2 protein-coding genes are annotated in these 1,910 nt (G+C 40.8%); both read right to left on the minus strand.

Translation table 11 applies throughout. The features are described from left to right. Positions 1–10 precede the first annotated feature (10 nt). Positions 11–604, minus strand: a complete 594-nt coding sequence (gene pdxT, locus ADF62_RS06355; RefSeq protein WP_048788382.1) for a pyridoxal 5'-phosphate synthase glutaminase subunit PdxT — start codon at positions 602–604, stop codon at positions 11–13. Next, positions 605–1,477 (minus strand): pyridoxal 5'-phosphate synthase lyase subunit PdxS, encoded by an 873-nt coding sequence (gene pdxS, locus ADF62_RS06360; protein ID WP_048788383.1) that lies wholly within the window; start codon positions 1,475–1,477, stop codon positions 605–607. Positions 1,478–1,910 lie beyond the last annotated feature (433 nt).

The raw sequence follows: 1,910 nt of genomic DNA on the forward strand, positions 1-1,910 counted from the left end.
GAAATTTGAATCAAAGCTTTTCTTTTTTTGACTGACTAATCATCTCTAGAAAATAGGTATGGACCCTTGTATCACCTGTTAATTCTGGATGAAAAGAGGTGACAAGCATATGTTTTTCCTTGGCTGCCACGATTGCCCCATTGACTTGAGCTAAAATCTCAACTTCTGGGCCAATGGTTTCAATGATTGGTCCACGAATAAAGACCATGGGAATCTCACCAATTCCCTTAAAGTCAGCATTTGTGACAAAACTGCCCAGCTGACGACCATAGGCATTTCTGGCTACATTGATGTCCATGCTTGCTAAATGTTTTGTTTGGTCTCCCACTATGGTTTTGGCTAACAAAATCAGACCCGCACAAGTTCCAAATACAGGTAGTCCTGCATTAATTTTCGTCTTAATTGGCTCAAACAAATCTAAATCATGCAAAAGTTTCCCCATGACTGTCGACTCGCCTCCCGGTAGAATGAGCCCGTCTAAATCAGCATGAGTTTCCCAATCCTGTTGATTTCTGATTTGAACTGTTTCAACATCAAGTGCTTTCAAGACCTGCTCATGTTCCGCAAAAGCACCTTGTAATGCCAATATTCCGATTTTTGTCATCTATTTTCCTCGCTCTGCCATCAAGATTTCTATTTCATCCTTATTGATACCAACCATGGCTTCACCCAAATCTTCTGACACTTGCGCCAAAATATCCGGACGATCAAAGTTAGTTACTGCTTTGACAATGGCTTCCGCACGTTTTTTGGGATCTCCTGACTTGAAAATCCCTGAACCAACAAAGACACCTTCAGCACCCAACTGCATCATAAGCGCAGCATCGGCAGGCGTTGCTACACCACCAGCCGCAAAATTGACAACTGGCAATTTGCCATGTTCATGGACATAACGGACCAAGTCAATTGGTACCTGTAAGTCCTTGGCAGTAATGTAAAGCTCGTCTTCTCTGAGATTTTGAATACGGCGAATCTCTTGGTTCATAAGTCGCAAGTGGTGAACAGCTTGGACAATATCACCAGTCCCAGGCTCACCTTTGGTACGAATCATTGATGCCCCTTCAGAAATACGTCGAAGGGCTTCACCGAGGTCCTTGGCCCCACAGACGAAAGGCACATCAAACTTGGTTTTATCCACATGAATAAGGTCATCAGCAGGCGTCAATACCTCACTCTCATCGATATAATCAATCTCAATAGCCTGCAAAATCTGTGCTTCCACAAAATGACCGATACGCACCTTGGCCATCACTGGAATACTGACAGCGGCCTGAATTTCCTTGATCATCTTAGGATCACTCATGCGTGATACACCACCCACAGCACGAATATCAGCTGGAATACGTTCCAAAGCCATAACTGCAGCTGCTCCAGCTGCTTCTGCAATACGTGCCTGCTCAGGGTTTTGAACGTCCATGATGACGCCCCCTTTAAGCATTTGTGCCAAATTTTTATTTAAGTCGTAACGATTTGTCATAGCGATCACCTCATATGTTTTTATGACCCTTATTTTACACAGGATAACTTTTGAAGAAAAGTGGCACTTTCACAAACTGTATGGGGACAATTCAGATCTCTATTGTCAGAATGAGCAGAATAATCACTAAATTAGAAGGTTTACTTCTATAGATTTTAATGATTCTTTAGTAACTGAATACTGGTGATGACAAATTATTTGGTGAGCATATTGTTTACTAAATGTTTAATTAGCTAACAGCAACTTTCTTTGTTAACCACAAAAATTCTTCTCCCACTTTAAGAAAACTTTAGGCTTTGCTTTATATACTATAATCATCCTAAAACTTTTCTTTTTCATAATCTCCTAAATCCAGGGCACAAGTCCTGGATTTTTGTGTGAACAAAAATTATGAAATTTGAATCAAAGCTTTTCTTTTTTTGACTGACTAATC

Origin of the sequence: Streptococcus sp. 1004_SSPC (genome assembly GCF_001069025.1) — a bacterium.
GTDB lineage: Bacteria > Bacillota > Bacilli > Lactobacillales > Streptococcaceae > Streptococcus > Streptococcus vestibularis.

Bases quoted from the DNA above. Each gene is read 5' to 3' on its own strand.
- pdxT (WP_048788382.1), bottom strand. From the start codon at position 604: ATGACAAAAATCGGAATATTGGCATTACAAGGTGCTTTTGCGGAACAT.
- pdxS (WP_048788383.1), bottom strand. From the start codon at position 1,477: ATGACAAATCGTTACGACTTAAATAAAAATTTGGCACAAATGCTTAAA.